The organism is Asticcacaulis sp. AC466, assembly GCF_000495815.1.
In the GTDB taxonomy this organism is placed as follows: Bacteria; Pseudomonadota; Alphaproteobacteria; order Caulobacterales; family Caulobacteraceae; genus Asticcacaulis.
This window is the reverse complement of sequence record NZ_AWGE01000008.1, coordinates 70,448-96,239: the sequence shown is the minus strand read 5'-3', so window position 1 is coordinate 96,239 and position 25,792 is coordinate 70,448. Positions and strand designations below refer to the sequence as shown.

Annotated in this window: 16 protein-coding genes; 9 read left to right on the top strand and 7 right to left on the bottom strand. The window is 59.7% G+C overall.

The features are described 5' to 3' along the window. Positions 1 to 95: 95 nt before the first annotated feature. Both AEAC466_RS32485 and AEAC466_RS32480 read right to left on the bottom strand, forming a co-directional pair. Entirely contained in the window at positions 96 to 2,402 is a 2,307-nt protein-coding gene (locus tag AEAC466_RS32485) for a hypothetical protein (protein WP_023457998.1), read from the bottom strand. Positions 2,403 to 2,577: 175 nt separating this feature from the next. Further along, complete coding sequence (locus tag AEAC466_RS32480) at positions 2,578 to 5,523, bottom strand: TonB-dependent receptor domain-containing protein (RefSeq protein WP_023457997.1); 2,946 nt, start codon at positions 5,521 to 5,523, stop codon at positions 2,578 to 2,580. A 251-nt stretch (positions 5,524 to 5,774) separates the two neighbouring features. Here AEAC466_RS32480 and AEAC466_RS32475 point away from each other — a divergent pair, with 251 nt between their 5' ends. Next, a complete protein-coding gene (locus tag AEAC466_RS32475) occupies positions 5,775 to 6,773 on the top strand; it encodes a cupin-like domain-containing protein (protein ID WP_023457996.1) in 999 nt (332 codons plus the stop codon). Positions 6,774 to 6,778: 5 nt separating this feature from the next. On the opposite strand, the gene AEAC466_RS32470 is transcribed toward AEAC466_RS32475, so the two are convergent. Next, complete coding sequence (locus AEAC466_RS32470; protein ID WP_031238640.1) at positions 6,779 to 9,181, bottom strand: glycoside hydrolase family 127 protein; 2,403 nt, start codon at positions 9,179 to 9,181, stop codon at positions 6,779 to 6,781. A gap of 92 nt (positions 9,182 to 9,273) precedes the next feature. On the opposite strand from AEAC466_RS32470, the gene AEAC466_RS32465 reads away from it, so the two are divergent. The 4 genes from AEAC466_RS32465 (at position 9,274) to AEAC466_RS32450 (ending at position 14,831) form a co-directional block, all read left to right on the top strand. Next, the gene (locus AEAC466_RS32465; RefSeq protein ID WP_023457994.1) at positions 9,274 to 11,049 is read left to right on the top strand and encodes a DUF885 domain-containing protein; all 1,776 of its coding nucleotides are present in this window, start codon (positions 9,274 to 9,276) and stop codon (positions 11,047 to 11,049) included. Then, positions 11,033 to 12,001, top strand: coding sequence for a hypothetical protein (locus tag AEAC466_RS32460; RefSeq protein WP_023457993.1), 969 nt, complete (start codon positions 11,033 to 11,035; stop codon positions 11,999 to 12,001). Before AEAC466_RS32465 ends, AEAC466_RS32460 begins: the two co-directional genes overlap by 17 nt. Positions 12,002 to 12,138: 137 nt before the next feature. Continuing rightward, entirely contained in the window at positions 12,139 to 12,864 is a 726-nt protein-coding gene (gene aqpZ, locus AEAC466_RS32455; RefSeq protein ID WP_023457992.1) for an aquaporin Z, read from the top strand. Positions 12,865 to 13,076: 212 nt separating this feature from the next. Continuing rightward, complete coding sequence (locus AEAC466_RS32450; RefSeq protein ID WP_081714603.1) at positions 13,077 to 14,831, top strand: diguanylate cyclase; 1,755 nt, start codon at positions 13,077 to 13,079, stop codon at positions 14,829 to 14,831. A 124-nt stretch (positions 14,832 to 14,955) separates the two neighbouring features. Here AEAC466_RS32450 and AEAC466_RS32445 read toward each other — a convergent pair whose 3' ends face one another. Together AEAC466_RS32445 and AEAC466_RS32440 are read right to left on the bottom strand one after the other, a co-directional pair. After that, on the bottom strand, positions 14,956 to 16,137 hold the full coding sequence (locus AEAC466_RS32445; RefSeq protein ID WP_023457990.1) for a M24 family metallopeptidase: 1,182 nt from the start codon (positions 16,135 to 16,137) through the stop codon (positions 14,956 to 14,958). Positions 16,138 to 16,146: 9 nt separating this feature from the next. Then, positions 16,147 to 17,367: an NAD(P)/FAD-dependent oxidoreductase gene (locus AEAC466_RS32440; RefSeq protein WP_023457989.1), complete on the bottom strand. Its 1,221-nt coding sequence runs from the start codon at positions 17,365 to 17,367 to the stop codon at positions 16,147 to 16,149. 82 nt (positions 17,368 to 17,449) lie between these two features. Here AEAC466_RS32440 and AEAC466_RS32435 point away from each other — a divergent pair, with 82 nt between their 5' ends. The 4 genes from AEAC466_RS32435 (at position 17,450) to AEAC466_RS32420 (ending at position 21,115) form a co-directional block, all read left to right on the top strand. Then, the gene (locus AEAC466_RS32435) at positions 17,450 to 18,364 is read left to right on the top strand and encodes a dihydrodipicolinate synthase family protein (RefSeq protein WP_023457988.1); all 915 of its coding nucleotides are present in this window, start codon (positions 17,450 to 17,452) and stop codon (positions 18,362 to 18,364) included. A 107-nt stretch (positions 18,365 to 18,471) separates the two neighbouring features. After that, positions 18,472 to 19,470: a 4-hydroxyproline epimerase gene (locus tag AEAC466_RS32430; RefSeq protein WP_023457987.1), complete on the top strand. Its 999-nt coding sequence runs from the start codon at positions 18,472 to 18,474 to the stop codon at positions 19,468 to 19,470. A gap of 181 nt (positions 19,471 to 19,651) precedes the next feature. Continuing rightward, the gene (locus AEAC466_RS32425; protein WP_023457986.1) at positions 19,652 to 20,311 is read left to right on the top strand and encodes a GntR family transcriptional regulator; all 660 of its coding nucleotides are present in this window, start codon (positions 19,652 to 19,654) and stop codon (positions 20,309 to 20,311) included. 156 nt (positions 20,312 to 20,467) lie between these two features. Next, positions 20,468 to 21,115, top strand: coding sequence for a GntR family transcriptional regulator (locus AEAC466_RS32420; protein WP_023457985.1), 648 nt, complete (start codon positions 20,468 to 20,470; stop codon positions 21,113 to 21,115). A 55-nt stretch (positions 21,116 to 21,170) separates the two neighbouring features. On the opposite strand, the gene AEAC466_RS32415 is transcribed toward AEAC466_RS32420, so the two are convergent. Both AEAC466_RS32415 and AEAC466_RS32410 read right to left on the bottom strand, forming a co-directional pair. Next, positions 21,171 to 22,592 carry an amino acid permease gene (locus AEAC466_RS32415; RefSeq protein WP_023457984.1) on the bottom strand — a complete coding sequence of 474 codons (1,422 nt, stop codon included), beginning with the start codon at positions 22,590 to 22,592 and terminating at the stop codon, positions 21,171 to 21,173. 59 nt (positions 22,593 to 22,651) lie between these two features. Then, positions 22,652 to 25,438 (bottom strand): DUF5695 domain-containing protein, encoded by a 2,787-nt coding sequence (locus AEAC466_RS32410; RefSeq protein WP_023457983.1) that lies wholly within the window; start codon positions 25,436 to 25,438, stop codon positions 22,652 to 22,654. Between the last annotated feature and the right edge of the window lie 354 nt (positions 25,439 to 25,792).

Below are 25,792 nucleotides of genomic sequence, written 5' to 3'. Positions count from 1 at the left end.
GGGAGAGGACGGGAGCCGAACGCTGCGAGGGCGACCGGGTGAGGGGCCCGGTGGCCATTGCAAACAGCCCCTCCCCGATCCCCTTTTGCAGGCGATTACACCAAATCCGCCCGGAGGGTCATTTGCGACTGACCACCGGGCGCGAACACCGCCGTGTCACCCTCCAGCCGGACGGCCTTTCCATTGATGCGTATGCTCTTCAGGCGCTTGCCCTTCGGCAGGCGCAGCCTCAAACGCACCTCTTGCGGTCTGGCAGCACCGTGAAGCGCAATCGTCCCAGTGACAACGCGACCCGCCATATCCCCCTTCAGGCTGAGATCGACACGGCCCCAGCGGGTCGGCGCGCCGGTGATCGCGATCGGCTGGCCTAACGTGAACCAGTCGCGCGGAATCGCCCGGCCGAGATACAGGGTCTCGCTGTCCGACGCTTCGAAGACCAGCATCCACCGCACCAATTTCGGAATCGTCAGCTGCGCCGGAACGCAGTACAGCGGCAGGCCGCCGTCGATATCCGACACTTCCCCGGCCACCCATGTACCCGGTGTATGCGAATGATAGCGATGAGAATAGAGGAACAGAAGATATTCCTCGATGCGGTCGCTGCGCAGCAATTGCTGGGCGTAACCGTAGGAAATGAAGCCCAACTGACTGCGTGAGGTTTCGTTGGCCGGGGCGATATTGGCGACGACACCGATACAGGTCCCGCCATGTCCGCGCACGCCGTCGATCACGATCTGCGCCAGGTCGTCGGGCAAAACATCGGCATGGAGCAGTTCGGCATAGACACGGTGCGCCCAGCCCTGCTCGGTGCGCTGCTTCTTTTCGTGGGCCTCAGCATAGGCCTCGCGGTGGGTCTGACGCGTGCCAGGCAGAACGGCCAGATAGGGTGGCGTGAGATCGATGCGCACACTGGCGCGCATCGTCTTGACAAGCTGCGCCTGCAACCGGTCGGCGCGGAGGGACACTTCCGGCAACGGGTCGCGCGAGATCAAGGGCCAGACGCGTGCGATGTCCCGCCAGCCCCGCACCGCAAACGCAGAATTATTCCAGTAGGGCTTCCACCACAGGCTGGGGTCGGGATGAAGGCAGGCATCCGACTCGCTCCAGCCGTCAATCAGGCCGAAGCCCGGATCGCCCGCAGGCTTTTTCAGACTGAGGTCGTGCAGTTCGGTCAAGAGGGTGACCGTATTGGCGATCTTGCCCGCGTGCCGATTCAGTGTCGCGGCGTCGCCCGTATAGGTCAGATATCGCGCCAGCAGGCTCAGCGTCAGGCCAAATTGCGGCACTTCGGGTCCGCGCATATTGATCATGCCGTCCGGTGCGACGAACTGATCGAAATAGTTGTCGATGACTATCTTCGCCTGACCGAAGCGTCCCCACTCCAGATTGGCGTAGAGCGACGAGGTGAAGATATCCTGGAAGCCGTCATATTCCGGTCCGAAATAGTCGCGGTCCACCACGCCATATTTCGGATAGGTGCCGCCGGGGCGGGTGATCAGTTCCTTGACGAAGGCATGGCTGACCATGTCCGACAGCGCCCCATCCGGCAGACTCACGGCGGCCTGATCCCTCACTTCCGCGTGCCAATAGGCGGCGAAATCGAACAGGGCCTGATAGAACTGCGTCGCCTCCGGTTCCGCGCGCCGGGGTGGGAATGGCGCATAGGAATAGCCGAAGCGCGTCTTGACCGGCTTGCCATTGTCATATTGCACCGTGCGGTGCCAAGTCTGGACCAGCAACGGATCGGTTGCCTTGACGTCGGCGAAGACAATCAGGTCGTAATAGCGGCTATCCGACACCTGAATGATCTTGTGGATCGCCGGCAACCAGCCGCCGAGAAGGCCCTCCCAGCGGGTTTTCGCCATGGCGTCGCCCTGTAATTCCGGGAAATCGTGTTCCGGCCGATAGCCGCGCGTTCGCCCGTTGGGAAAGACCGGCATGGTGTCGCCCTGCTGGCGCGTGCCGACGAAATTGGTCCAGGCCAGGCGGGTATAGAGACTTTCCGGCGTGAAGTTCCAGCCGAGCGGCGGCGCGGCCCCGCGCACCTGCTGCGGATCCGGATCGCCACCGCCCGCCAGTAGTGTGTCGGCCAGGAGGTCGGCGTCGGCCAGACAGATGTCTTTCAGCGCCAGACCGAGATAGCTTGGGGTAATGTCGTCGAAACAGGCTTCGAGCCGTTTGCCCAGCACGAGTGCCTGCCCACTGGACACAAAGGTGATGGCCCCATCGCGGCGCGTCTGGTCCTCATAGACCGTCCAGTCACCGAACCGCGCCACCTCAGCATGGCCCGTCACATCGCCGGCGGGCGTCAGCTTCGGCAGGGCGATGGCTGGCGCGGCCACGGCCGTCGCGGCAGCGATGGTGGAACCGGTGAGAAAGGCGCGGCGGTCGAAGGCGGGCATGGGGAGGCTCCGTAAATACAGAAACGGCGCCGCCGGAAACCCGGCAGCGCCGCTCAATCATCAGGCCAAGACGTCAAGGCCACTGTTTGGATAGACAGGATACTCAATCATAAAACCGGAGCGAAACGCGGTGTCCATTTCAGGTCGCTTCGCTCCGGTTAGACGTTCTGCTGGTTTAGAACGCCGAGGAAATGCCAATGAACAACATGCGGCCGAGCGGGTCGTAGGTGCTCGGATAGGTGTTGCCGTTACCGTTAGTGACAAGCAGACCACCCATGATGGCAGGCGGGTTCTTGTCGAAGACATTGTTGATACCGGCGCGCAGGACCAGGTCATGCGGCAAGTTCTTAGTGATCGCCAGATCGATATAGTTATAGGCTTCGATCTTGGCGTTGATGACCGACTTGGTGCCCGACAGATATTGATCGCTGGTATTCGTTGCCAGATCGACCTTACCGAAGTAGCGCCAGTTGACCGAAACCGTGGTCGGCGCCCAGACGTTGTCACCCGGTACGTTCCAGGTGGTGCGCAGGTTGTGGCGCCACTTAGGCTTGGGCTGACCGCAGGTGCCACCAAAGAGGCCGGTACAGTCGTAAGTGCCAAGGCCGGGCAGGACTTCGGTTTTCAGCGACTTCAGATAGGTGCCGACCATGCTGAAGTTGACGGTGCCGTAGTCCTTGCCGAACAGGTTTTCCGTGGCGAGGTTATAGGTGGCGGTCACGTCATAGCCAGTCGTTTCAAGGAAGCCGGTATTGACATTGGTCGAAATGACGTGGCCACCGGCCATGTTGTACCCGAACAAGGCACCCGTCTCCGGATCGCGATGGATCAGGCCGCAGTAGAAGGCGCTCCCGGTCGTGAGACATTGCGACAGCGAGACCGCAGGATCGATCGAACCGATGTAGCCATCGACGTGGATCTTGTAGTAGTCGACGCTGACGGCCAGCGGAATATTACGCGGGGTGAAGACAAAACCATAGGTCGTCGTCTTGGCTTCTTCCGGCTTGAGGTCCGGATTGCCACCACTCAAGGCCGTGCCCGTATCGGCCGGCGTCGCTTCGATCGTCTTGTTGACATATTGGTTATGGGTCACGCCCGTCAAAGCGCATTGTGCTTCTGTGGCCGATTGGGTCGCACCGGCGCATGGATCGATCAGGCCGACATTGCCAACGCCCTGAGCCGCGAACAGCTCGGTAATATTGGCGGCGCGCATGGCCTTGTTATAGCTGGCGCGGAACTGGATATCGCTCGTAGGCGCGTAGCGGCCTTCAATCTTGTAGGTTTCCGTTTTCTTTGACGAGCCCGACGTCGAAGACGAGGACGCCGAATAATCTGAATTCCGATAGCCGATGCCCAGGTTCAGCAACTTGACCCAGGGCTTGTCGCTGACGACGGGAACATCCAGTTCGGTGAAGTATTCGTTGACGGAAATCTTGCCGTCGGTATTGACAAGGCCGGCGGCCAATTGGGTCTCATCGTATTTCGCATCATAGGATTCGCGGCGTTTTTCGCCACCGAGCACGAGCGCCACGCCGCCATCTGCCCACGGCGACTTCACGCCGTACTCACCAAGGTTACCGGTGACGAAAGCGTTGAACACGTTGATCGTCTGGGCGATATGCGTGAAGGTCGGCGCATAGATGTAGTTGTAACCGGCAGCGTCAGGTCCCTTGGCTGAAAAGACGTCGATCGGCTTACACAGCGGATCAGTGCCATCAACAACGGATTTACAGGTCGCCACGCCGTTGACGTTTACAACCTGAAGGGCCTTTGCGGCTTTGTCCTGGTTAATGTCGTTCTGATAGTTCGATTGCGCCGTCGTGCTGGCGTACATGTAGTTAGCATCATACGACCAGACGTCGTTTATGGCACCACGGAAGCCGCCAGCAAAGCGATAGTTGGTATGGCGCATGTCGTTACGACGCGGTGCGCCGGTCGCTGCGCGATAAACAACCTGGGTCCGGGCGTCGGCCGTCGAGGTCGTGGATCCGCACAGGATGGTCTTTTGCGCATCGCTCATCAGCGGGTTGTCGCAGTTGACAGTGAATGGGCGGCCCGACCAGATGGCCGACGGTGCCACCTGGCTGATGGAGTGGTCATCCATGAACATGGCGCTGCCATAGGCTTCGACGTGTTCATTAAACTTGTAGTTCACAAACGTACCGGCCTGATAACGCTCAGAATTGCGCAGCGTATAGTTGTCAGGCGCGTAGTTATAGTTGAAACTGGAATCGTTTGTGACCCAGGTCTTAGTGCCGTCCTTGGCGTTAGCGAAATCCTGGTTGGCGTTCGGACCGGTCAGGGGGCGGAAGCGGCCATAGGCATGGTTGCTCGACCCGCCGCAACCGAATTGCGAACCGCTATCATCCGCGAAGACAAGGGCGCAGTTCGAATAGTCGCGGGAATCCTGGCGCACGGCTTCCATCTTGCGATAGCCGAAATAGCCCATGACATTGCCCTTGCCGCCATCGATGTCACCACCGGCCGCAACGTTGAAATCATACTTCTGGCCATCCCAGACGTTCTTGTCGGCCAGCTTGATACCGGCGGCTGACTGAATGCCGCGCAGGTAGCTGTCATCATTGGTATGCTCGTAGATGCTGTACTGGGCGTCGACACGCAGACCGTTCAGCTTCTTGCGCATGATGAAGTTGACAACACCCGACATGGCGTCCGACCCATAGACGGAGGACGCGCCGCCCGTCAGCACGTCCGTGCGCTCAACCAGGGTTGACGGAATAAAGTTCAGGTCAACGCCGAGAGTGGGCAGGAAACGCTGGCCGTCGATCAGGACGAGCGAGCGGTTGACGCCCAGGCTGCGCAGGTTCACGCCCGCGGTGCCGTCCGAATTGTTGGATTGGTTTTCATTGTTGCCGGCTTCGACTTGCGGCAAGCTCTTCAGAAAGGTGTCCACCGCGATGGCGCCCTGGAGTTTGACCTCCTTAGAATCGACCGAGGTGATCGGCGATGCGCTCTTCAGATTGGGGCGGCGGATACGCGTACCCGTCACAACCACTTCGGTGGCGGCCGACGCCTCAGGCGCCGGGGCCGCTTCGCTTTGAGCGAAAGCAGGCATCGTCAAGCAGGCAGTTCCGAGCGCGGCCACAGCAACCCCGGTCATAATCAAGGCTCTTTTTCTCGATGTCATTGTGAATCCTTTTCTGTTTAGATCGTCTTGACGCACGGTACACGCCGCCCGCACGCAACAAATTTGACCCGAACGAAAAAAACACCGATGAAAGATGACGTCAATTATAAATTATACGATTTAAAGACATAAGGTATACGAAAATGACGATCCTGTGTCAGGTGATGCTTTTATGTCATGCTTCTCCGCGCTAAACTGGAGGCAATCGCCGCGAAAGAGCCCTCATGACCGTTACCGCCACCTACACCTCTGTGACGCCTGAGCGCTTCGCCGGAGAGATTCGGCCATTGGGTCGCCCGGCTATTCTGAAGGGCGCGGTCGCCGACTGGCCGGCCGTCTCCCACGGGCGACAGTCCGACGATGCCTTGATCGACTATATAGCGGGTCATGACACGGGCCAAATCGCCGGCGTCTATGTCGGCACGCCGGAGATCGCCGGACATTTCTTTTACGGTGCCGATACGCGGTCTGACAATTTCCGTTACGGCCCCGCGCCTATTCCTCAGGCGCTCGACCGCCTGAGACAGGAACGCAATCAAGACCGGCCCCATTCCGTGTATGTTCAGTCCGCTGAAATCAGCAAGCATATGCCGGGCTTCGGCGCCGAAAACCGCCTCGATCTTTTGCCCGACGTCGCCCCCCGCATTTGGATCGGCAATCAGGCGGTGACGCGCGCCCACTACGACCTGAACTACAACATCGCCTGTGTCGTCGCCGGTCGCCGCCGCTTCCTGCTCTTTCCACCCGACCAGGTGGCCAATCTCTATCCAGGTCCGTTCGATCGTACGATTGGCGGCGTACCGGTCAGCATGGTCGATGCATCCAATCCCGACCTTGACCGCTATCCGCTATTCGCCGAAGCGCAGAAGACGATGCTAACCGCCGATCTCGAACCGGGTGACGCCCTTTATATCCCTTACGGATGGTGGCATCAGGTACACTCGCTGTCGGCCTTCAATGTACTGGTGAACTACTGGTGGGACGACGCGGCGAGTGCGGCGTCGCCATATGACGCCCTGTTTCACGCCATACTGGCTGTCCGCGATCTGCCGGCGGATCACCACGACCTGTGGCGCCCCCTGTTCGACTACTATGTTTTCGACCAGGCAGCGCTGGCCCACCTGTCAGACCGGGATCGCGGGACACTTGGCCCCATGACCCCGGATCTGGCCAGACGCATAAAACAATCCCTGGCCAGATCTCTCGATGCGGGCAAACCTTAGAGCACCTAAGTGGTCGTTCCGGCCGCCGTGGCGGTGAACAACTTCACGCCGAAGACCGGACCGGCGGTCTTGCCTTCCTTCGGGTCGAACTTGATGGTGATCTTCGCCTTGCCCTTGGTCAGTTCCACCGGGATCGGATAGTTGACATCGATCCACGCGCCGGGTTGACGGCCGGTCAGGCGTTCATGCGCGATGGCCACGCCATCCACCAATATGTCGAACACCCGGTTGTTTTCCGATCCCCAATAGGTCGCCTGCAATATAAGCGGCCCCATCTCCTTGCCGTCGCGCTGGGTCTTCATGTCGAACGAGAAGAAGCCGCGTGTCCGGGCGTCCCGGCCTTGACGACCACGATAGACGACGGGATAGGAAATTTCCGATTGCAGGTTATGGTCGCGTTCGGGCTGCATTTCCCCGAGGTGCATGACATCGACCGATCGCGCGGCTTCGTCCTTCAGGCGCGTCTGCTCGGCACGGTAGGTCACCTGGGCGTCGGCCCATTCGGCATCGGTATATTTGCTGAAATAAACGGCGTTGCGGCGCTCATACTGGGCGTAGAAGGGTTTGAACGTCATGTCGCCCGGGCGGCCAATACCATTGCTGCGGTAAACCGCCTGCTCCGCCGACACCGGCGTGATGGCGCCCAGCAGATCGGCCCCGACCAGGGCCGGTGCATCGCCTTCCCACTTGTCATCGGCCGCGCCGAGATCGGCCGCCATAACCAGCGGCCCACGCATCAGCGCAACAACCTTTTCGTCACCGGCGGCGTGTTCGAAACGCAGGTCGAGCGGCAGGTCAAGCGTGACCTCATCGCCGGCCCGCCACTTACGACGAACAAGGGCGTAGCCATTGGCCGAGGTCGCCAGGCCCGGCTTGCCATTAACACGGATGGTCGATGTCTTGGCCCAGGCCGGGATACGCAAGGCAACCGTGAAGGTCTTCGCGCCCGACAATTGGCCCAGCTTCAACGTCACCTGCCCTTCGTACGGATAGCGCGTCGTCAACTCGAACGACGCCTTTTGCGCTGCCCAGGTCATCTTCGACGGAATATACAGGTTGACGAACAACGTATCGCCCTGCTGCCAGTAAATGCTGTCGCCGTGCTTGGAATGGCTTTCGATGCCCGACAGGACGCAGCACCAGAAGTCGTTGTCCGGCGACGAATATTCGCGCGCCGTCCCCGACATCAGCGGCATCATGTAGGTGAACATGCCGGTCTTCGGATTCTGGTGCGCCAGGATATGGTTGAGGTGCGCACGCTCATAGTAATCGAAATAGGAGGCCTGAGGCGACCAGCTGTACAGGTGGCGCGTCAGCTTGAGCATATTGTAGGTATTGCAGCTTTCGCAGGTTTGTTCGGTGATATGCTGCGCAATGGTGTCCGGCTCGAAGAAGTATTCGCGGTCGGCATTGCCGCCGATGGCAAAGCTGTGATGCTGGGTCACGCGTTGCCAGAAGAAGGAGGCGGCGTGGCCATAGCCTTCCTCGCGATTGATTTCATAGATGCGGGCCAGACCGACCAGTTTCGGCACCTGGGTATTGGCATGGTTGTTGGCCAGCACGTCGCGGCCTTCGGCCAACGGAGTCAGCATGCGCGTATCATAGATGCGCATTGAAAGCGCCAGCCAGCGTGGATTGTGTGTGCGCGTGTACAGCTCCGCAAACGACTCGTTGAGGCCGCCATATTCGCAATTGAGCAGCTTTTGCGTCTGTTCGGGGTCAAGTGCGGCGAAGACCTTCTCAATATAGCCGCCGAAGCCTTCCGCGACGGCGATGGCCTTCTTGTTACCGCAGTATTTGTCGGCATCGAGCAGGCCGGCGAACAGCTTATGCAGGCTATAGAGCGGCGACCACGCGCCATTGAGATCAAATCCCGCCGAACGGATATCACCCGCCATGACCTCAGGGAAAATCTCCTTGCCATCAACCAGGCTGCCGTCCTTGCGCTTGCGCATGATGGCGCCGGTATAGCCGTCGCCCTGCGCCGCCTGCACCTTGGCCAGCTCATCGACAATATAGTCGACACGACGCTTGCACTCCGGGTTACCCGTCTGTGCGTACATCAAGGACAGGGCGCTGAGGTAATGGCCCAGCCCTTCGCCCGCGATGGTGTCGGATTCCCAGCCGCCGTAGATTTCGCCCTTGACCGGCAAGCCTGCGAACTTGTGATAATTGTGCAGGAAGCGGTCCGGCGACAGGAACATGAGATATTTGGTATTGGCCTCGATAGCATCAAGGAAAGGCGACGGCGTCAGGCGCACGTCCTGCATCGGAACGGCCTCGGCGACAATTGGCCCCTTCGGTGGCGTGGCCGCGAAGGCGACACCGCCCACAGCGCTCAAAAGGGTGCCGGCAGCAGCGCCACGCAGCAGGAAACGACGATCGATAGTGGCATTCAAGCGGGTCATAATGGCCTCGTTTTTCATAAATCCGGGGATTGTCGCAAAATGATTATACTGTATACAATATATGTGCAACTCCCCAGACAAGGTCAAATCCGATGAAAAAGCTTCTGCGCGCCACCGCTTTCCTGCTCGTCACAACCTCGGTGTTGACCTCGTCCGTCCTAGTCGCCCCGGCCTTTGCCGACCCGGCGACCGATGCGAAGTTTCAAAGCATATATAAGACGGAATGGGACTGGCGCCAGAAGACCGAGGCCGCCAACGAAGATACACCGTCAGGTGACGTGGCCGCCCACCTGCCCGATGTTTCCAAAAAAGCGCAGGATGCCAAACTGGCCTATTGGCGCGACGTGCTGAAGCAACTGGACGGTGTCGATGTCAAGGCCCTGTCGCCGCGCGAGGCCGAAAATTATCAGGTCTATCGTTTCCAGATCGAAACCCTGATCAAGAGTCAGGTCTATAAGATCTATGAGCGCCCGTTAAGCGGCGACACCTCATTCTGGGGCGATCTGGCCGGAATGGCGCGCGGCACGTTTCGCACCGAAGCGGATTACCGCAACTATATCAGCCAACTCAACGACATGCCGCGCTATTTCAAGGATAATAGCGACAATATGCGTGCCGGCCTGAAACGTGGCTTCACCCTGCCGCAGATTTCGTTGCAGGGCCGTGACGCCACGATCACCAGCGTGCTCGACGCAAAGTCGGTAGAGGATAATATCTATTACCAGCCGTTCAAGGACATGCCCGTCACGATTCCGGCCGCCAAGCAGGCCGAACTGCGCAAGCTGGCCGCCGAGGCCATCACCAGCAAGGTTTTACCCGCTCACCGCGACCTGCTGAAATTCATCCGCGACGAATATATCCCCGGCGCCGCCAAATCCATCGCCGCCTATGACCTGCCCGACGGCAAGGCCTTCTACCAGGCCCAGGTGCACGAATACGCTACTGTCGATATGACGCCGGAACAGATTCATCAGATCGGCCTGGACGAAGTGGCCAAGATCAAGGCCGAAATGATGGCCATCAAGCAAGAGGTCGGCTTCAAGGGCGACCTGCCCGCTTTCAATAACTTCCTGCGCACCGACCCGCAATTCTATGTCACCAAGCCGCAGGACCTGCTCGACCGCGCTGCCTGGACCGCCAAGGAGTTCGATGGCAAGGCCGCGCAATATTTCGGTCGTATGCCGCGGTCGCGCTTCGCCATCATCCCTGTCGCGCCGGAACTGGCGCCCTTCTACACGGGTGGACGCGGTGGCCCGGGCGGATACTGGGTCAACACCTATAACCTGCCTGCCCGCCCGCTCTATTCACTGGCCGCCCTCACCTTGCATGAATCCGCGCCGGGCCATGCCTGGCAGATGCCCCTGGCGTCTGAAAACAAATCGCTGCCGCCGTTCCGCCAATACACCTATATCTCGGCCTATGGCGAAGGCTGGGCCCTATATTCGGAACGCCTGGGCGTCGAAATGGGCATGTACCACACCCCCTATGAACGCTATGGCATGCTGAGCTATCAGATGTGGCGCGCCTGCCGTCTCGTCGTCGATACCGGTATCCACGCCAAGGGTTGGACGCGCGAACAGGCGCAAAACTACCTTCTCGAAAACACTGCCTTGTCGAAGCACGAAGTCACAACCGAGGTTGACCGCTATATCGCCTGGCCTGGTCAGGCGCTCAGCTATTATCTCGGCGAAATGGCCATCTGGAAGGCCCGTCACAAGGCCGAAGCGGCGTTGGGCGAAAAGTTCGACATTCGCCAATTCCACGACGCCGTGCTTGAACTGGGGTCCGTGCCCCTGCCCGTGCTCGAGGCACGTATCGACCGTTTCATCGCCGATGGCGGTAAAGGACCCTATGCCGACGAGGAATAACGGATTTTACGGGGCTGCCATTGCCACCCTGGCCGCAGCCCTCGTCTGCGTGACGCCGGCAACCGCCAATGAGGCGGATCGGGCCGCCATGGCGGGGGCGGAAATCCAGGCGTTCGATGCGCGGATGATCACCCCGCCACCATCATGGCTGGGGCTCAGTCCGTTTTACCAGAAATACGCCGATGCCGGCGGCATCCCGATCGTCGGCTCGCGCAGTGTGCCGGACGCGGGCATATTGGTGGCGCGCGACATCGTGCTCTATATGCTGTCCGAACGACCCGATATCCGAAACCAGCTGATCCGCGAAGGCGCGCGTGTCGGCATAATGGCGATAGACGAAACCACGACCGATCTGCCCGAACAGAGCGATTGGAAAAAGCCGGCCATAGACGACCCGCGCCTGTCGAAATGCGACGTGCGCGACTACGCGAAAACCATCGGCTTGCAAAGCGACCGCGACTACTGGGCCCAGCGGGCGCGCGGCATGGGCGGTATCTACACCACGGGTGCAGCAGAAAACATCCTGGGGGTGCCGAAGACGCGCTATTACGGCGAAAACATTCTGGTCCACGAATTTTCGCACAGCATATTTGGCGCCATCCGCACCGCCGACCCGGCCCTGGCGGCGCGTGTCGAAACCGCATTCGCCCATTCGAAGGAAAAGGGCCTGTGGGCCGGCGCCTACATGGCGCTCAATGTCGAGGAATATTGGGCCGAGGGCACGCAGTTCTGGTTCAATTCCAACAAGGCCTACATCACCGACGCCATCACCATCGTGAACGCGGATGATTTCAAGGCGCGCGACCCGGAGTTCTTCGCTCTCCTGTCAGAGGTCTATCGCTGGGATCATCGCATTCCGGCCGACGTCTACTATATGCACCCCGCCCGTATGAATAGCACGCATATCGACCTCGATGCCGGCGGCAAGGTCAAGGACGACTGCTATTCCTGACCCCAGTCAGAGAAGACCATATCACAGCGAGGCGACCGCCCCTTTAACCTATCATTGCGCCTTCAGTTGTGTGCGGGATATATAGACGCCTGGGCTGCAGCCATTGGGGGCCGCATCTTTTCAACAGGGGTTTGTCAATGACCATGAAGAAATACACAGCCGAAGCGATCGGGACATTCTGGCTAACGTTCGGAGGCTGCGGCAGTGCAGTCATCGCCGCAGGCTTGCCAAACATTGGCATCGGCTATTTGGGCGTGTCTCTTGCCTTCGGTCTAACCGTTGTCACCATGGCCTATGCCATCGGACATATTTCAGGGTGCCACCTTAACCCGGCGGTCACAATAGGACTGGCCGCCGGCGGCCGCTTCCCCGCCAACCAGATCCTTCCTTACGTGGCCGCCCAGGTCGTCGGCGGCCTGATTGGCGGCGCCGTCCTCTATGTCATCGCCAGCGGTAAAGCCGGTTTTGACCTTGCCGGTGGTTTTGCGTCGAACGGATATGGCGACCACTCGCCGGGCCACTATTCGCTGCTGGCCTGCCTTGTGGCCGAGTTCGTCCTGACCGCTCTGTTCCTGTTCATTATCATGGGCGCCACCCATGGCAAGGCCCCGGCCGGTTTTGCCCCTCTGGCCATCGGGCTCGGACTGACTCTCATCCACCTGATCAGCATCGATGTGACGAACACCTCGGTCAATCCCGCGCGCAGCACGGGCGTGGCCGTGTTTGCCGGCGGTTGGGCCTTACACCAACTTTGGCTTTTCTGGCTCGCCCCGATTGCTGGCGGCGTTTTCGGTGGCGTGACCTATCGTTGGCTCAGCTCAGAACCGAGCGGCCAGGTCGTCGGATCGGGACCTGCTGAGTAAGAGCAGCTAGCGACCGCTTCATCGCCGACGGCGGCAAGGGGACCTATGACGGGCAAAACGGAAGCGCCTATTATAGCGGATTAATCATAAACTTAGAGCTCGGGCTTGATCCAAATAGATCGGGACGAGCTCTATAGAAACCCCTTACCTCTTTCTGGCCTGGGCTTAAGCTATTGATAAAACCATGCAACAGATGAAATATTTACCTAAATATGGCACGCTACATCAATTGGGTTCATTTACCCACATTGTTAAGCTTACCTGAGACCATTTTGAGAAAAATTGACACCAAACACTTACTCAACGTAGGCATTATTGTAGCAATTTTTGTAGGCACTGCCACCAATATTGCGGTACTCAGCAACAGTATGCGCCAGTTGCATCATGCCGCCAATGGATTGAGGCAATCAACCCTAGTGCGCGAGAAGATTTTCGCGGCAATTTCCCACACTGTTCTGGTTGAAAACATCCAGCAGCGCTACATAATGACCGGCGATCCCATGGATGCGGCTCAATATCAAAGCGCACGGCACGACGCATACGACAATATATCAGATATCCGGACGGTTACTCAGGCCAAGACGGCCACGAGCAAACAAATTGATCAGGTCACCAGCGTGCTTGAAAGCCGACTGACTGAGATTGACGAGGCTATGACGCTTGCCACTTCGGGCAAAAAAGCGGCCGCTATTGACCTTATCCAAAAGTCCACAAGCCGCCAGTTTATGGAAAAGCGTAAAGCGCTTGTAGCGGGGGTAATTTCCGCAGAGCAGGGTCAGACCACATATCTCGAAAATGAATATGCCAGCGCCCTAAAACAGGCGACCGTATCATTTACACTTTTCATTCTTGAGGCCGTTGTCGTCGGGATTCTTTTGTTTGTACTTCCACGGCGCGAACTACGTAAACAGCAAAGAACCTCTGAGCAACTGGCCACCTATGCCAAAGACCTCGATCAGAGCATGGCCGACCTGACCCGCGAACGTAATGAGGTCTCAAGACTTAATAAAGCCAGCAATTATCTGCAGAGCTGCAATTCCTTTGCGGAACTGACGGAGGTTGCGGCGCCCCTGCTTGGACGCCTGTTTGACGGGAGCGCCGGCGCGCTTCATACTTTTGCGCCGTCACGCAACCAACTGGATACGCTGGTGACCTGGGGCGATATCGAATTCACCCCCTATCTTACTCCACAGCAGTGCTGGGGCTTAAGATTGGGCCAGGCTCATGTGCATCACGAAAATTCGCCGACCCCCATCTGCAGACATCTGGACTCCTGTAACGGTGCCAATGAAACTCTGTGCCTGCCGTTGATTGCCCACGGCGAGACCTTAGGCTTACTCAGTCTGGTCTACCAAAATACGCAAGCGGTTCAGGCGAGCAGTCCTGACCTGATGCGCTTTGCGGAAATGGTCAGTCATCAAATTGGCCTTACGATCGCCAATATCCGCCTGCGCGACAGCTTGAACGAACAATCGATACGCGATCCTCTTACAGGCCTGTTTAATCGTCGCTATCTGGATATTGTGGCCGAAAAAGAGATCAGCAAAGCTCTGAGGCATAACCGCCCGCTGGGCCTGGTCATGTTCGATATCGATCATTTTAAGAAATTCAATGACCTGCATGGCCATTTGGCCGGTGACACTACCCTGATTGCCGTTGCAAAATTTGCCCAAACCCACCTGAGAGAGACCGATTGGGTTTTCCGTTTTGGCGGAGAAGAATTCATGGTTCTGATGACTGAAACCCAAAGTAAAGATGCCCTGGCGCGGATAGACCAATTACGGGAAGCGATCTCGCAACTAACGTTCAGTCATGAAGGCGTCGGACTGCCTAATGTGACCATATCCGCCGGATTGGCTATGCTGGAAGATACCCCCCGCACCACGCAGGCCTTGATCGAGGCGGCAGATACCGCGCTCTACAAGGCCAAACAAGCCGGCAGAAACTGCGTAAAGCTGGCAGCCTAGCCTAGAGCCTCATGCCGAAAAGTGGACCCCACTTTTCGGAAAAACATGAGGCGTTACAAAAAATGAGAGCCATGAGGCGGCTCAACTGAGCCGACGAAGGCTCTAAGTTTACACGGAGTAGACTCTATACCCGGTCTATGGCTTCCTGTGGTTCGGTGAACCATTTCGCGCCGCTTTCCGTCACATACATATGGTCTTCGAGACGCACGCCGAACTGTTCGGGCACGACGATCATCGGCTCGTTTGAGAAACACATGCCGGGCGCCAGCGGCGTCGTGTCACCCCGCACCAGATAGGCCGGCTCGTGAATGCTTAGGCCGATGCCGTGGCCGGTGCGATGGGGCGTGCCAGGCAGATTGTAATCCGGCCCTAGACCATGCTTTTGCAGGATCTCGCGCGCCGCATAATCGACCGCTTCGCACGGCAAGCCCACTTCGACCCGCGCAAAGGCGGCGGCCTGCGCTTCCTTTTCAATGTCCCAGATACGTCTTTGGTGGGCAGTCGGCTGGCCGAAGCTGTAGGTGCGGGTAATGTCGGAGGTATAGCCCTGGACGTAGCAGCCGGTATCGACCAGCACCAGATCGCCATCCGCCAGTGCCTGTTCACCGGGCAGGCCGTGCGGATAGGCAGTGGCGTGGCCGAACTGGACGATGACGAACGAATTTCCGGCGGCGCCCAGCCCGCGGTGGGCGGCCTCGATGAAGTTCTTCACTTCTGTTGTGGTGATCCCTTCATGCAGCATCCGCGCGGTCGCCTGATGGACCAGCAGGGTCATGTCCTTGGCCTGCTGCATCAGCGCGATTTCCGCCGCCGACTTGTACATCCGGCAGCCATTGATCACCGATGACGCCTCACGGATATCCAGACCAGTTTCTCGGCCCAAACGGCTGACCATTTCGAACGACATGGCCGGATCGACGGCGATGACCGACGCGCCTAAACCGTCCATGGCCTGCCGGATCAGGGCGTGCGGACTTTCGTGCTCCTGCCACAGGCGCAGGTCGGCGCTGATTTTCAGATCGGCTTCAAACGATCCCTGCTCGAAAAACGGACAGATCATCACCGGATCGCCCGATACCGGCAACAGCATGGCGACCAGGCGCTCCGACGCGCCCCACGGCACGCCGGCGAAATAGTTGAGGCTGGCGCCTGCTCCGACCAGCAAGGCGTCCGCGCCCATGTCGCGCGTCAGCTTGCGCGCCTTTTCGATCCGCGCCAGACGCTCGGCAACCGTGATCGCAGGCGCCAGCTTGGCATAGGGTGACAATTTGGCCAGTTCGGCGGCGGGGGTGGAAGAACCGATCATGGGGTGTCCTTACTGAAAACGTTTGAGGTCGAAGTCTTGCGGGCCCTGGCCCGATTGTATCATGGCGGCGACGATTTCGCCCGTCACCGCCCCGAGGGTCAGGCCCAGATGCTGATGGCCGAAGGCATAATAGAGTCCGTTCGAAGCCTTGCCTATGGCCGGCAGATAGTCCGGCAGGGTCGGACGAATACCGATCCATTCATCACCCGCCCCCGTGAACGGCAATCCCAGTTCGCCGACGTGGTGACGCAGGCGCGCCCATTTGCGCGGGTCCGGGGCGGCATCCGGCCGGTTGAACTCGACAAAGCTGGCGGCGCGCAGCCCGCGTTCGAAACCGGTGACGATCATCGAGCGGTCCTCAAACACCACCGGCGGAAAGCCGGACGGCCAGCCGTGGTCGGCGCTTTGGATATGGTAGCCGCGTTCGGCGATCATCGGCACCTTGAGCCCCGCCTGTTCTAGCAGCGGCTTCGATCCGATGCCTGCGGCGACGATGACGTTATCCGCCATCGCCACGGTCCCGTCCGACAGACGCACGCCGCCCGGCACAAGCGCCACCGCCCGGGCGGCAACAATCGCCCCGCCGCGCGCAACGAATCGGTTTTCCAGCGTTTCCAGCATACGACGGGTGTCACTGATCTGGGCGGTACCGTTGAATCGAATTGCACCGTGGATTTTGCGCTTAGTCAGGGCCGATAACTGTGACATTTCGTCCTCGGTCACCGGCCTCAGGCTGGCCGTGCCCGTATCGGCGGATGACCAGGACCGCAGCCCCCGTGCCGCGCTTTCCGCGCTTTCCCACACGACGAAATGGCCGTCTTCGCGCAGCAGGTCCGGCGCGTCTATATCCGCTACGCGCCGCCGCCACGCCGGCATGGCCTGGGTCAACAGGCCACTCAGCGCCGCTTTTCCACGCGTGAACCTTGCCGGTTGCGCCGCCCGGAGCAGCCGCAATGAAAACGGCATCCAGGCGCCAAACCCTTGCGGTGGCAGGGAAAGCGCCCCACCGCGGACAAACCAGCGCTTCCACGCCGACCGCACCACGGCCATGGACGCCAGGGGATCAACCTGCTCTGTAGCAATGTGGCCCGCATTGCCATAGGATGCAGAGGTAACGCGGTTACCGTCATCGCATAGGCGAACCTCATGCCCCGCCGCCTGAAGCGCCAGGGCAATGTTCCAACCGATGACACCACCGCCGATAATAAGAGTCTGAGAGGAGGCATTCATGGCCGTTCATCATCCTTGTTGCAATACACCATCGCATATAGTATACGGTATATGTTCTTACGCAAGCTCCAGGAGTATATAGATGAAAATCGATTGGCAGGGCGTGTTTCCGGCCGTAACGACGCAATTTAATGAAGATTTTTCGATCAATGTCGCGGACACGCAACGTGTCGTGGACGACCTGATCAATGACGGCGTCACCGGAATTATCGCGATGGGGACCTGCGGCGAGAACAACTCCCTGACCGCTGACGAAAAGCGTGTTTTGTTGAAAGCCATTGTCGAAGTCGTCAACAAGCGCGTCCCGGTCGTCACCGGCGTGTCCGAACTGACGACGACGCTGGCCATCGCCTGGGTTAAGGATGCCGAAGCGCTCGGCGCCGACGGCCTGATGCTGCTGCCGGCCATGGTCTATGTGCCTAAGACGGCTGAGTTGGTCGAACACTTCACGCAGGTCGCCAACGCCACGTCGCTGCCGATCATGCTGTACAACAATCCGACCGCCTACCGCGTCGCCATCACCAACGAAGCGCTTGAAGCCCTGCGTCCGGTGAAGAACATCGTCGCCGTGAAGGAATCGACCGCCGACACCCGCCGGTTCACCGACATGTACAATGCGTTCGGCGACCGTTACACGGTATTCGCCGGTCTCGACGACGTGGCCTTCGAAGGTCTGTTGTTGGGCGCCCAGGGTTGGGTTTCCGGCCTGACCTCGGCCTTCCCGCATGAATCCGTCATGCTGGTCAAGGCTCTGAAGGCCGGCGATATCGACACGGCCCGCGAAATCTACCGCTGGTTCCTGCCGCTGCTCCACCTCGATGCCGAACACGATCTCGTCCAGTCGATCAAGCTGGCCGAACAGATCATGGGCCGCGGGTCAGAACGCGTGCGCATGCCGCGCATGCCGCTGACCGGCGCGCGCCGCGCCGAAGTGACCGCGATGGTCGAAAAGGCAGCGGCGACACGCCCCAGCCTGAAGATCACCAAAGCCGCCTAAGCCAAGCCTGTATTAACTGGCATGCCTTAGTGCCTGCCTAGCTATTATTGCCTGAGACAGGCGGTTCGTGTAACGCGGACCGCCTGTCTTCGTCCCGGAGTCTTCCCATGCGCCACACCTTCTTCTGCATCGACGGCCACACGGCCGGCAATCCGGTCCGCCTTGTCGCGGGCGGTGCACCGCTTTTGAAAGGCGCCAATATGTCGGAACGGCGTCAGGACTTCCTGGAACGCTTCGACTGGATACGCACGGGTCTGTGCTTCGAGCCGCGCGGCCACGACATGATGTCCGGCGGCTTCCTCTATCCGCCGGCGCGCGAAGACACGGATGCCGGCATCTTGTTCATCGAAACCTCGGGCTGCCTGCCCATGTGCGGACACGGCACCATCGGCATGGTGACCTTCGCCCTTGAAAACGGCCTGGTAACGCCTCGCACGCCCGGCCGGCTCAAGCTGGAAGTCCCCGCCGGCATCATCGACATTGCCTATGCTTCGGAAGGCAACAAGGTGACGTCGGTCCGCATCACAAATGTTCCGGCCTATCTGGCCAAGACCGGCATCGAGATCGACGTGCCGGGCTTTGGCCCCCTCACCCTCGACGTCTCCTACGGCGGCAACTACTACGCCATCATTGAACCGCAAGGCGCCTATACCGGCCTCGACGACCTGGGCGCCGCCCGCATCATCGAACTGAGCCGCACGATCCGCCAGCTGGTCCGCGACGTCTATGAGCCCGTCCATCCGGTGGATTCCACCATCCGCGGCGTCAGCCACGTCCTGTGGGCCGATAAACCGAAATCGCCGGACGCCGATGGGCGCAACGCTGTCTTCTACGGCGAACGCGCCATTGACCGGTCGCCCTGCGGCACCGGCACGTCAGCGCGCCTGGCCCATCTGCACGCCCAGGGCAAGCTGAAAAAGGGCGACCGTTTCGTTCACGAAAGCTATATCTGTAGCCAGTTCATCGGCCGCGTCGAAGACGAGGTCATGCTTGGCGATCAGAAGGCGATCATCCCGTCGATAGAAGGCTCAGCCATCTCCACCGGTTTCAATAATATCTGGATTGACCGCGAAGACCGCTTTTGGCAAGGATTTCAAGTGCTTTAACTCAGCACATCACACGGAAACGGTGAAAACGCGACGCTTGTCACAAAATGTGTGATTTTTACAGTTGCAACCAGTACTGGTCCCTTGTCACAGAATGAAATGAGTGTCTAGATACTGGTATACTATATAAAAATGACAGCGGGGATTCGACAGACTCCCCGATCCAGAGCGGACGACCTTCATGACCCTAGTGGTTCAGACCCTATCCGAACAAATTTTCTCGCTCGTGCGCGACCGTATCATCTCGGGCAAGATTCCCGCCGATGTTGCCATTCGACAGGACGCGCTGGCCGCAGAGCTCGGGGTCAGCAAAATTCCTCTGCGCGAAGCCTTGGCCCGCCTGGAACAGGATGGCCTGCTGCTGTCTCAGGCCAATCGGGGGTTCTTCGTGCGGCCGCTCAATGCCACAGAGGTCGAAGAGGTCTATGCCCTGCGCCTGAAGATCGAGCCTGACGCGGTCGCAGAAGCCGCAAAAGTCGCGACCGATGCCGATAAGCGCAAAGCCAAGGCCGCGCTCGACGCGCTAGATACCGCCGCCAATACCGACAAAACGCAGGTCGGCCGCCTCAACCGCGCCTTCCATATGTCGCTGGTCCGACCGCTCAACCGCCAGGTTACCATCCAGATCGTCGAACGGCTGAACATCATTTCCGAACGCTACGTCGGAAAACATCTCGAACCGGCTGGCCGGGACGACCGCGCCCATAACGAACACATGGCGCTACTCGAACTATGGTCGGGGGGCAAGGCCACCGAGGTGGCGGCCTTGATGCACCAGCACATCGCCATGACCCTCGAAGACCTGCGCAAGCAGTTCGAAACCGAAAAGGCGCATGCCTAAACACGGCTTACTATAGAAGCCGCAGCTTTCCTTTCCTGTCCGGCGCGTCGCAAAAAAGATGCATTCCGGGGGTATAATTGACTCAACAGCCGGGCCAACCGGCGGAACGAAAACAGGGATGTAACGCGCCGGGATCACAAGATAGCCAGGTGTCCCATGGGAATTCACGTTCAGTCGCTTTCCGAGCAAATTTACAACATTCTTCGCGACCGGCTGGTGTCTGGCTCTCTGACCCCTCGCGACGCGATTCGTCAGGATGCGCTGGCCGCCGAACTGGGCGTCAGCAAGATTCCCATTCGCGAGGCGCTCATTCGCCTCGAAAACGAGGGCTTGATTGTGCTCGAAGCCAATCGCGGCTTTTTTGTTCCGCCCCTGACCCTCGAAGAAGCCGAAGATGTCTACACCCTGCGCCTGAGCATGGAGCCACAGGCTGTCGGCCTGGCGGCAACCCGGACAACTGAAGCCGACCGCCGTCAGGCGCGGGCCGCGCTCGACGACCTTCAACATGCGGCGGAGACCAACAAGGCGGAAATCGGCCGGTATAACCGCCTCTTCCACCTCTCGCTCATCCATCCGGTGCGCAAACCCGTAACGGTGCGCTTCATCGAGCGTCTGCATCTGATTTCCGAACGCAATGTCGGCGAATATCTCATTCCTGCCGGCAGCGAGGACCAGGCCCATCAGGAGCATGAGATCATCTACGACCACTGGGCCAACGGACGGGCGGACGAAGTCATCGAACTGGTCCACCGGCATATCAATGCCACCTTCCAGGACCTCATTACCGAATACAGCCAGCCCTAAAACAACCCGTAAAACAGCCATGAAAAAAGCCCCGGATCGTCTCCGGGGCTTTCATTTATTCGGCGGAGCTTGTCTCTTCCTTGCGCAGGCGGCTATGCCAGAACCCGTACGAGAAGTAGACGCCAAGGCCAATACACATCCAGATCAGGGTGAATAGCTGGCTCTGGATCGGCAGGCTATAGAAGATGAAGCCGCAGCCACCGATGGCCACCAGCCCGACGAGCCAGTACAGCGGCGTCTTGAAGGTCCGCACGGCGTGCGGCATCTTATGGCGCAGGATGATCATGGATAGCGCCACGGCGATGAAGGCAATCAGGGTGCCCGCATTGGACAGGGCCGCGATTTCCTTCAACGGCACGAAACCGGCAAAGATGGCGACAAAGATACCGGTCAGCAGCGTGATCAGGGCCGGCGAGCCCTTGGAATTGACCTTGGCGACAAAGGCGGGCAGCAGGCCGTCGCGCGCCATGACGAAGAAGATACGGCTCTGGCCATACATCATGACCAGAATGACCGACGGCAGGGCGACAATGGCGGCCATGCCGACGAGGCTGGCGACCAATGGGTAGCCGATGCTGCGCAGGATGTGCGGCAGCGGCTCGGCGCTGTCGGCGATTTCGCGGAACGGGGCCACGCCCACGGCGACACCGGCCACCAGCATGTAGATGATCGTCGAAACAACCATCGAGCCGATGATGCCGACCGTCAGGTCGCGCGCCGGGTTCTTGGCCTCCTCCGCCGAAGTCGACACGGCGTCAAAGCCGAAAAAGGCGAAGAAGACGATCGCCGCCGCTGCCATGATGCCGACCTTTTCACCGCCCATTTGTTGGCCGATAAAGCCATAGGGCGCGAACGGATCGTAATTGCCGGCTTGAATGGCCGGCAGGCCGAGGAAGATGAAGGCGCCGAGCGCAACAATCTTGATGATGACGAGGATGATGTTGATCGTGGCACTTTCGCGCGCACCGATCAGCAAAAGGCCCATGACGGCCAAAGACACGAGAACCGCCGGCAGATTGACCAGCCCGCCCGCGTGCGGCCCGTTGAGCAGGAAGGCGGGCAAATGCAGGCCGACCCCTTCTTCCAGCCAGCCGACCAGGTGGGCGGACCAACCGACGGCCACGCTGGAACAGGCCAGGGAGTATTCGAGGATAAGCGCCCAGCCGACGACCCAACCGGCAATCTCACCGATGGCGGAATAGGTATAGGTATAGGCCGACCCCGCCGTGGGGATAAGCGTCGCCATTTCGGTATAGGCCAGGGCCGCGCAGGCGCAGACCAGCCCGCAGATCGCGAACGACAATATGACGCCCGGACCGGCCAGACCCGCGCCGACCCCGGTCAGGGTATAGATACCTGTGCCGATAATCCCGCCTATGCCCAGGGCCATCAGGTGCGGCCAACTCAAGGTCTTGGCCAGCGCCTTGCCGTCTTCTTCCGCCCGGTGAAGCGGCTTTAGTGGTCCAAACAGTCCCATACTCAGTCCCTAAAAATTATATTGGCCACGATCCGATATGGACCGTGGCCTGACAAGTGTTAATTTGCTTTCGGCAGCAACTCAAGGGTGGTTTCATTTGCACCCAATTTGACAACGTAGGCGCCCCGCTGAACCGGGGCCGATGCCGCATAGGGCTTACCGTCCGCCGTCGTGGTCGTGACGTTGACCCAGGCTTCCGGCGTATAGGTGTCCGCGGGCTCGAAGCTCAGCACCACCTTGCCCGTCATGCGATCGTAGCTCACGGCGGCGATCTTGCCTGCGTCGAGCGTCACCCACAGGCCCGCCGGCGCGATGAAGACACGCGTGCGAGCGCTGTCGCGGGGCGTCAGCGTGATGACGCCGCCGGACTGGCTGACATTGCCGCCGAATCCAGTCCAGCCGAAGGTTGGATGATCGACAAGATACGAGGCCGATGACACGGCGTGGCCGAAGAAGCTCATGCCATAATCGCCATTCATCCCGTCCCAGTGCATGGCGTCGGGGAAGGAATGGAAGGCGGCGGCCCCGAAGCCTTCGCTATCGATATTGGTCAGCGCCCCCATCAGGCCGCCATAGGCCGCGCGCAGGAGCTGATAATCCTTCGGATTGGCGCGGTAGGCATCGAACAGCGGCACGGCGTTCAGCGACGAACCGTAATGATGCAACTGACGCTCGATACGCGACTGCTTGCCAGCATAGAGGAAGTCCCAGAACCGGCGGGCCGAACCATTATAGCCCCAGTGCGGGATCGTCGGATCGTAGGCGAGGATGACTTCGCGGGTGGTGTCGGCGGCTTTTTCATCACCAAAATAGCGCGACCACATATAGACTTCGGCCTGACCGGTCGAATCCCACGGCATTTCGGAACCGAACGGATATTTCAGGGTCTTCCAGTGATCGGCACGCCCCTTCATCATCGCTTCGATTTCGGTCGCCTCGGCCGTAAAGCCCTCGCGCTTCAGATCCTGGAGGATGTAGACAAAGACATCGCCTTCCATCTGGCCGAACTGGGTGTAGTAAGGTGCCTTGGTCATCATCGCCTTGGTCGTCTCGGCGGCGCGCGTCAGGTAGGTCTGCCAGCTTTCCTTCTGGGTCAGGCCGCTGTGATAGCGCCCGAGCCGGTAGAGCGTCCACCAGGCCGCGGCGACGTGGGGATAGTTATAGGAGCGGCCGAGGTCGGCAGCCCCTTCGCGGTCCCAGGCCGACCATACCTTCCAGTTCAGCTTCGGATCGTAGGTCCCTTCCGGCAGGGTTGGATCGTAGAACATGACGCTCTTGCGCACGCCGTACTTATCGTTGCCGTCAGGCGTCTGGATTTGCCCCCATAGGGTCGTATCGGCAAAGGTTTCGAACTTCGCCACTTCCGCCGGCACGGGGTTGTCGAGCTGCTTCATGATGGTGGCCAGCCACGATCCGGCGCCGCCCTCGTCGCTCAGGCCCGCCACCCAGACGCGGTTGTCCTGGGTGATGATTTCATTCTTGTCGCGATCGTAGCCCATGATGGACGGGCTGCGGTGGAACGGGTCGTTCGGGACGTCATACCATTGGCGGGTGGTCAGGAAATGGCCCATATCGGCCACCACCTGCTGCTCCGGCTTGGTGACCAGATAATGGACGGTCTGCACCGTACCGTCGGCATAGGTCAGGGCCAGGCGGGCGCGACCGGCGGTCTTTCCCTTTACCGCGTATCGCACCCAGCCTGACTTGGCCTTTTCGGCCGCGCTGAGTTCCAGCGCGCCTTCGGGGTAAACCGTGGCCGATTTGACCGCCGAAGCGGAATGGATGAACAGAGAGGCGTCCATGTCGGTCGGTACGACATAGCCCGGCAGGCCAACCGCGACGGGGCGGCCATGCTGGATCAGGGTCGGCTCGATGTCACGGATCGACGGCGACAGCACGAAGCGGACACCGATGGTGCGGCTCTCACCGGCCTTCAGCACCAGGGAGGCGGTCTCATTCCATTGCTCGACACCCTTCCAGTCGGTATCGGCAAAGCCCTTCGATGCCACCATCCAGTCGTAGAAGCCTTCGAACGTCATGTTGCGTTGTTCGGGGTCGCTATAGATCTTCAGCGATTTGTCGGCGTTGCGTTCATTGAGGATCGGCTTGTACAACTCGAACGGCGTGTTCTTTTCCGGCAGGACCAGCAGGGCCGGGCCGGCGCCATTGAGGCGCGTGACCTGGAGGTAGCCCGCGTCACGGCCGACATAGGGGTCATAGAAGGACGCGGTTTCGTGGGCGTCGTCCAGGTGCCGTCCGGTGATGATATTGTCAAAAACCATAGGCAGGCCCAGACCGCCGATTTCGATCGCCGTCTTGCCCGGATTTGAAATCGTGTAGCGCAGAACCAGCTTGCCATCCGCCACCGCCCAGGTGCGCGTCACCTTCAGCGGAAAGCCCGCACCAAGCGAGGGCGTGAGGTCGGCGGACGCCAATGCGCCCTTGACCTTGAGCGGCGTGACCGGCCTACGCTTGAACGCGGTCGAATAATCCTGCCAGTCGGTCGCGCCGACAGCCCGCAGGCGCAGGTCGAGATCACCGATGCGATAGGCGCCATCGCCGAGACGCTGGGTGAAGCGGTTTGACGGCGCGAAGTCAAACCCGTCCTTAGCCGCCTTGGGCATCAGCGACACCAGGGTCTGCGACGTCTCTTGCAGGGAGATCAGGAAATCGGGGGTTTCAAAGACGGCAATCTGCGCGTCGGGTGAGTTCCAGGCGTGAACGCCCTGAGTCGATGCCGGGGTTTGCGCCAAGGCTTCTGACTGAGCCGATCCACTCCATACACCACCGAGGCTCAGCGTTGCAGCCAGAACCAACAGGGAAACAGAAGCGGGGCGAAACAGCATCGGCAAGACCTTCAAAATGACAAAAGAGCGTCCGCCGCAGGGAAGAATTCGCAGCGGACGCTTTCAAGTTGGGCACCGACATAGGCGACGCCACGGGAGTGAAGCGTCGCGTCGGTTAGGGTGATCCGAACACCGGATCGGGAGGAAGACATCGTAGGCGGAACGGGTTGGGCGCAAGCCCGGAGAAACACTGACACCACAACCGGAACCGCTACGCGGACTCGTCAAGGGCGCACCAGAAGTCGCGCATTTGACTGAGTAATGTAAAACACCTCCATGCCCTTCCGTCAAATATAAATTATACGATTTACCGTCCAATCGTCACGACCTGCTTTTTCAAAGGCTGTCTTGTCC